The sequence below is a fragment of the Gemmatimonas sp. genome, from assembly GCF_041689975.1.
Classification (GTDB): Bacteria; Gemmatimonadota; Gemmatimonadetes; order Gemmatimonadales; family Gemmatimonadaceae; genus Gemmatimonas.
Map to the genome: position 1 here is coordinate 1 of NZ_JBDNFF010000066.1, position 5,756 is coordinate 5,756.

Below are 5,756 nucleotides of genomic sequence, written 5' to 3' on the forward strand. Positions count from 1 at the left end.
AAACGGCGCCAGGAGTAAACGGCGCCAGGAGTAAACGGCGGAACGGCCAGGAGCGCACGCGCTTTTGGCCGTTCCGTTTGCCGCAGTTCACGCCGTTTACTCCTAGCGCCCGTAATTCCTGGCGCCGTTTATTCCTGGCGCCGTTCATTCCTGGCGCCCCTAGCTGTTCACCCCCTCGTCACGTCCGCGCCGCATGACTTCCGACCCTCCGTTTGTCCCCTTGGCCTTCGAGCGCGTCACGCCCGGCCAGTCCCTCGCCCGTGCCCGTGCGTACTACGCGCAAATGGATCGGCGCCGCACAACGCGGCATTTCAGTACCGACCCCGTGCCGCGCGAACTCATCGAGCTGGCGATACGTACAGCGGGAACCGCGCCGAGCGGTGCGCATCAGCAGCCGTGGACGTTCGTCGCCGTGTCGGACGACATCCTGAAATCGCGAATGCGCGACGCAGCCGAGGAGGAAGAACGTGCGTTCTACGCCGGCCGTGCGACGCCCGAATGGCTCGATGCCTTAGCGCCCCTTGGCACGGACGAACACAAGCCGCATCTCACGGACGCGCCGTGGGTGATCGTGCTCTTCCGCCAGTCGTACGGATTCTTTCCCGACGGCGAGAAGCGCACGCACTTCTACACACAGGAGTCCTGCGGTATCGCCGCCGGTTTGTTTATCGCTGCGATCCACACGATGGGGCTCGTCACGCTGACCCATACGCCGAGCCCCATGGGCTTCCTCGGCGAGTTACTGGAGCGGCCGGCCAACGAGAAAGCGATGCTCGTGATGCCGGTCGGCTATCCTGCGGTCGATGCGAAAGTCCCCGACCTGTCGCGCAAGCCGCTCGACGAGATCGTGGTATGGAAGTAGAACTCGCCCCCCGTGCGGACGTCCCCCGCGTAGGCGTCGCCGTCGTCGTCGTCCGCGACGGCTGCGTGCTCGTGGGCCGCCGTCTCGGCGGCACGCAGGGACACAACACGTGGCAGTTCCCCGGTGGACATCTGGAGTTCGGTGAGTCTGTCGCGAACTGCGCCATCCGCGAGGTGGCGGAAGAGACTGGACTCGTTGCCACCGTGACCGGCTTCGGTCCGTTCACCAATGACATTTTCGAAGCGGCGGGCAAGCATTACGTCACCCTCTTCGTGCTCGCCACGGCGCCGGTTGGGTCTCCCTGCGTGCTGGAGCCGGAGAAATGTGCGGAATGGTGCTGGTGCGGGTGGGACGACATTCCCGAACCACGCTTTCTATCGGTTCAGCATCTGCTGGAGCAGGGCTATCGCCCGCCAGGCGTCCATGAGTCCGACGCTACGGTACCACGACGGTTCTGACGGGAGCCTCATGCCGAGCGAGGGCGTCCAGCACCGCGTTGATATCGCGGGCCTGAAGCGGCACCGTGTTCGTCACCACGTCGGTGAGGTCGAGAATGCCCTTTTCGGCCATCTCGACCAGTTCGTACAGCTCGCTCAGCAGATGATCGTTCGACCCGATCAGCTCCGCTTCGCGGCCGATCAGGTCGCGATACGTATCGACCGGCAGGTTGATGTCGGACAGTCCGACCACCACCGCGCGACCCAGTGGCGCCAGCGACTGCAGTGCCGTTCGCATCGTGTCGGGCGATCCCACCAGCTCCAGCGCCACATCAACGCCGCGCCTATTGGTCATGTCCCGCACTTGCGTCACAACCTCTTCAGTCGAGAGCTCGGTAGCGCGGATCGTACGTGCGCCGAAGCGCTCGGCCAGCGCCAGCTTCAGCGGGTCCCTATCCACGGCGATCACGTCCGAGGCACCGAGAGCCCGGGCAAGCTGCACGGCCGACATTCCCAGTCCGCCGGCGCCGACCACGAGCACCGTCTCGCCAGCCTTGAGCCGGCCTTTACGGAGCGCGTGCAGCGAGGTCGCCGAGGAGCACATCATGATCGCGCCCTGCTCGAACGGCACGCGATGCGGTAGCGGTACTGCGTTCCGGGCCGGAACCACGATGTACTCAGCCCAGCCGCCGTCGGTGAAGTGCCCGATCATCTTGCCGGCGGCGCAGAACTGCTCGCGGCCGGCGAGACAATCGTCGCACTGTCTGCACGTGACCAGATAATGCAGGCAGACCGCGTCGCCGACATTGTGGTTGAGCACATCATGGCCGACTTCGACGATCTCGCCCGCGACTTCGTGTCCGAGCGTGAGGGGAAGCGGGTCGACGCGCGAGCGCCCGGCTCGATAATGCACATCGGAATGACAGATACCGGCGGCGCGAACACGTACAAGGACGTCACCGGGACCGCAATGCGGCATCGGGACGTCGGCATCTTCAACGGGGTGACCGTGTGCACAGAGGCGGACAGCGCGCATGAGGAGGCTCGAGCCTGATGTGATCGAACGTGGATTGTGAAGCAAGGTTCACTCACCGCGGCAACCTGCGCGTGGCCCGTCTGCCGCGCAGTGCGAATCCGCACTGCGCTTGGAACGATGTGACGGAGCTACTTGTGGCGGAACGTGATGCGGCCGCGGCTCAGATCGTACGGCGAGACTTCGACCGTGACCTTGTCACCGGCGAGGATGCGGATGCGAAACTTGCGCATCTTTCCTGCCATGGTGGCCAGCAGTGAATGTCCGTTCTCGAGAGCGACACGGAACATCGCGCTGGGCAATACGTCCGACACGACTCCCTCGAATTCGATGGCGTCTTCCTTCATAGAGCCTCCTTGGTCATGCGCACGTCGTACTAGGTCGTGGAACCGGAGTCGATCGGCGCGTCCTGAAGGAGCGCCTCGAGAGCCGTCCGGAGTTGATCGATACAGCGGCTTGCGAGTTCGAGGGAAGCGTAGCCTTCGCGTTCCAGCGACTCCGGATGCCAATGCCACGTGGCTTCGCTGGTGGCGGAGGGAAGACAGGTCTCTTCCCAAACCGACTGCGGAGTGGCCGGCACCTGCCGCCATCCACGCCGTTCGGGCGCATGTTCACCGCGCGGCGCGATCACGCCACGCCACACGATGCACAGTAACTGACCGGCCGCCGGGACATCGGTGCCGTTGCGCAGCCACGCGACCGTGAGGGCGACGGGGCCGAGTTGGACGATACAGCGATCGGGCGACAGGCGAACCGTAGGCGGTTCGATCGACGTCTGAACCGCGAGGACCTTTGTGGCCGCGACGAGGCCTTCGGACAAACGAGCAAACTCGCGCGTGCAAACGGCCTGAGCGCGGTGTGAGGACAGGAAAGAAGTGCGTGCAGCCGTATCGCGCGGATCAAACGCGCGTTCGGCGGGTGCGCTGTCAATCATGCGTGGTTCCCGGTGAGAGGGGACAACGCCGAAGCGCCGTGTGGCGGACAGAGGTCCGGGCACACGGCGCTTCGGGACGTCATGCGTGTTTCGTTTTACGCGAAGCACTCATGACGAAAGAGCTGAAGGCCCGAATTAGCGACCCATCCGCGTAACGTTCTCAGCGGCCGGACCCTTCTGGCCCTGCACGATATCGAACTCAACGGTCTCGCCTTCGGTCAGCGACTTGAATCCGCCGCCTTGGATGGCGGAATGGTGAACGAAGCAATCCTTCTGCCCGTTCGCCGGGGTGATAAAGCCGAAGCCCTTGGCATCGTTGAACCACTTGACTGTGCCGGTCGTACGCATCGCGATACTCCTGTTTCTGATTTGGTGCTGGTGTCAGTCGGAGCACGCGGACAGACGAGCCGATGCAGAACGGAACCAACCACCTGGTACTCGTGATCAACCTCACGACGGTCGCCACCACTCGGTGACTACGATGCAAACAAAAAAGACCCGCTCGATTTGGCAGGCCCGTTTCTATCGGAACTTGTCCCTACGCCGAGGCGCATGCATCGCTCTGAATAAGGTACAAGGTGTTCCCCGGAAACGCAAATAGTCGAACGGCTATTTTTCAGGATTATGGTTGCCTAGCTCCATATGGCACGGCGACTTGCCTCCATCCACGAGCGGTCCGAAGGCCCACGACCTTCAGCAAGGTCGAGCTCGCCCACTTACCGCCTCCCGTCGGGACGCCAGGGCTATAATCAGGCATGGCACGAATTTCCCGGGATCGAGACGACGTCCACATCGCCCTTCTGCGTGGCGTCAACGTTGGTGGTTCGAAGAAAGTACCGATGCTGGAGCTCCGCGAGCTCGCGCGCAGCCTCGGCTTCGGCAATCCGCGAACGCTGTTGAACAGCGGCAATCTGGTGTACGCCGCGCACGGCAGACCGACCGAAGAAGCGGCGATCGCCCTCGAGCAGGGCATTCTGCAGCGTATGAAAGTGTCGACGCGCGTCCTGGTGATCACCGCAGCGGAGCTGGACCGGATCATCGAGGAGAACACGATCGACGATGACGACGTGGACCCGAGCTGCCTGTTCGTCTCGATCTGGCGCGAGATGTACGATCGACAGGCGCTCTTGGCGCTGCTGGAACAGGAATGGGGTGAGGAGACGCTCCATATCGGCTCGCGCGCCGCGTATCAGCACGCGCCGGACGGTGCCTCGGAGAGTGAGCTCGTGCTCGCGGTCGCCAAACTGCTCGATGACCGCGTGACCGCGCGCAACTGGAACACCATCGGCAAACTGCAGGCGCTGGTGGAAGACGTCGCCGCCGCCGCAAACGAAGACGCGTAAACTGTGACCCGCGCTGGTGTTCGCGTTCGGTCGTTCTACTTGCTCCCGATCGTGCTGGTGCTCGGTGGTTGGCTGCTGCTGCGACCGCGGCCGCCAGCACTCAGTGATCGTGATCAGGCCTCGGTGCAGCGCGCGGCACTGCTCACCCTGTTCGAGTCGCGGGAACACGCGAAGCAACTCGTCTTCTGGAACGACGGGGCGAACCTGTCGCCTGCGCTGCAACTGCTGCGCGAATCCGGTGTGTCGGTCGAGGCGCAGCAGCCGGATACGGCGACACTCGCGCTGCCCATGCCGGTGCATCTGGAGACGTTGGCAACACTCGAGCAACAGTTCCGCGCACGCCCTGATGGATGGGAGTCGTGGTTCGCGCGCTTCCCCGCCAGCAGTGGCCTTGTGGCCCTCACTCGTCCGGTCGTTCTCGGATCCAACGCCGTCGGTATCGAGCGCGCGACTGTAGTGGTGGCGCGTACCTGTGGCGAGCACTGTCACTCGGCGTGGCGTGTCACGGTGGTACGCGACGCGGGACACGCCTGGCGGACCCGTGCCGTCGAGCCGCTCAAACTGCCGCGCGACTGACGTCGCTCGTGTGTGGGACACGGGTAGCGCCGGTGCGGCCCGCTCCGCACTATATCACTCCTCCCACGTCCTCCCACGGCCGAGATACCTATGCTCAAGATTGTCGGCATCATCCTGCTTGTTCTGCTGGGCGCGTTGTTGCTCATGGCATCGCAGCAGCCGGATGCGTTTGCGATCGAACGCTCCGTCATCGTGTCGGCGCCCGCTGAGGTGATCTACCCCCGGATCGCCGACCTGCACCGATGGGACACGTGGTCGCCATACGAGAAGCTCGATCCGCAAATGAAGAAGGTCTTCAACGGCACACCCGGTGCCGCTGGTGCGAGCTACTACTGGAGTGGCAACGCGAAGGCCGGTGAGGGCACGATGACGGTGCGCGAGCTGATGCCGCCATCGAAGGTTACCATGCAGCTGGATATGCTGAAGCCGCTCGAAGGGCACAACGTCGTCGAGTTCAATCTCGAGTCGGCAAACGGTGGCACGCGCGTCACGTGGGCGATGCGGGGCGCGAATTCCTTTCTCTCCAAGATCGTTGGGGTGTTCATGAACATGGACACCCTGATCGGCAAAG

The 5,756-nt window shown here is 63.7% G+C and carries 9 protein-coding genes; 5 read left to right on the plus strand and 4 right to left on the minus strand.

Going from position 1 to position 5,756, the window contains the following annotated elements; all coding sequences use genetic code 11:
- Window positions 1–193 precede the first annotated feature (193 nt).
- Together ACESNG_RS04950 and ACESNG_RS04955 are read left to right on the plus strand one after the other, a co-directional pair.
- Window positions 194–862 (plus strand): nitroreductase family protein, encoded by a 669-nt coding sequence (locus ACESNG_RS04950; protein ID WP_373057855.1) that lies wholly within the window; start codon window positions 194–196, stop codon window positions 860–862.
- A complete protein-coding gene (locus ACESNG_RS04955; RefSeq protein WP_373057857.1) occupies window positions 853–1,320 on the plus strand; it encodes an NUDIX hydrolase in 468 nt (155 codons plus the stop codon). The genes ACESNG_RS04950 and ACESNG_RS04955 overlap by 10 nt, the downstream gene beginning before the upstream one ends.
- Here ACESNG_RS04955 and ACESNG_RS04960 read toward each other — a convergent pair.
- The 4 genes from ACESNG_RS04960 to ACESNG_RS04975 all read right to left on the minus strand — a co-directional run bounded on the left by ACESNG_RS04960 (window position 1,298) and on the right by ACESNG_RS04975 (window position 3,614).
- Window positions 1,298–2,335 carry an alcohol dehydrogenase catalytic domain-containing protein gene (locus tag ACESNG_RS04960; RefSeq protein ID WP_373068042.1) on the minus strand — a complete coding sequence of 346 codons (1,038 nt, stop codon included), beginning with the start codon at window positions 2,333–2,335 and terminating at the stop codon, window positions 1,298–1,300. The two genes, ACESNG_RS04955 and ACESNG_RS04960, sit on opposite strands and share 23 nt — an antisense overlap.
- Window positions 2,336–2,463: 128 nt before the next feature.
- Window positions 2,464–2,679, minus strand: a complete 216-nt coding sequence (gene infA, locus ACESNG_RS04965) for a translation initiation factor IF-1 (protein ID WP_373057861.1) — start codon at window positions 2,677–2,679, stop codon at window positions 2,464–2,466.
- A gap of 29 nt (window positions 2,680–2,708) precedes the next feature.
- Window positions 2,709–3,152: a hypothetical protein gene (locus tag ACESNG_RS04970; RefSeq protein ID WP_373057863.1), complete on the minus strand. Its 444-nt coding sequence runs from the start codon at window positions 3,150–3,152 to the stop codon at window positions 2,709–2,711.
- 249 nt (window positions 3,153–3,401) lie between these two features.
- Window positions 3,402–3,614, minus strand: a complete 213-nt coding sequence (locus ACESNG_RS04975) for a cold shock domain-containing protein (protein ID WP_171226847.1) — start codon at window positions 3,612–3,614, stop codon at window positions 3,402–3,404.
- Between the two features lie 407 nt (window positions 3,615–4,021).
- On the opposite strand from ACESNG_RS04975, the gene ACESNG_RS04980 reads away from it, so the two are divergent.
- The 3 genes from ACESNG_RS04980 to ACESNG_RS04990 form a co-directional block, all read left to right on the plus strand.
- A complete protein-coding gene (locus tag ACESNG_RS04980) occupies window positions 4,022–4,609 on the plus strand; it encodes a DUF1697 domain-containing protein (RefSeq protein ID WP_373057865.1) in 588 nt (195 codons plus the stop codon).
- A gap of 3 nt (window positions 4,610–4,612) precedes the next feature.
- Complete coding sequence (locus tag ACESNG_RS04985; protein ID WP_373057867.1) at window positions 4,613–5,185, plus strand: hypothetical protein; 573 nt, start codon at window positions 4,613–4,615, stop codon at window positions 5,183–5,185.
- A gap of 90 nt (window positions 5,186–5,275) precedes the next feature.
- On the plus strand, window positions 5,276–5,756 hold a 481-nt coding region (locus tag ACESNG_RS04990), incomplete at its 3' end, for an SRPBCC family protein (protein WP_373068044.1).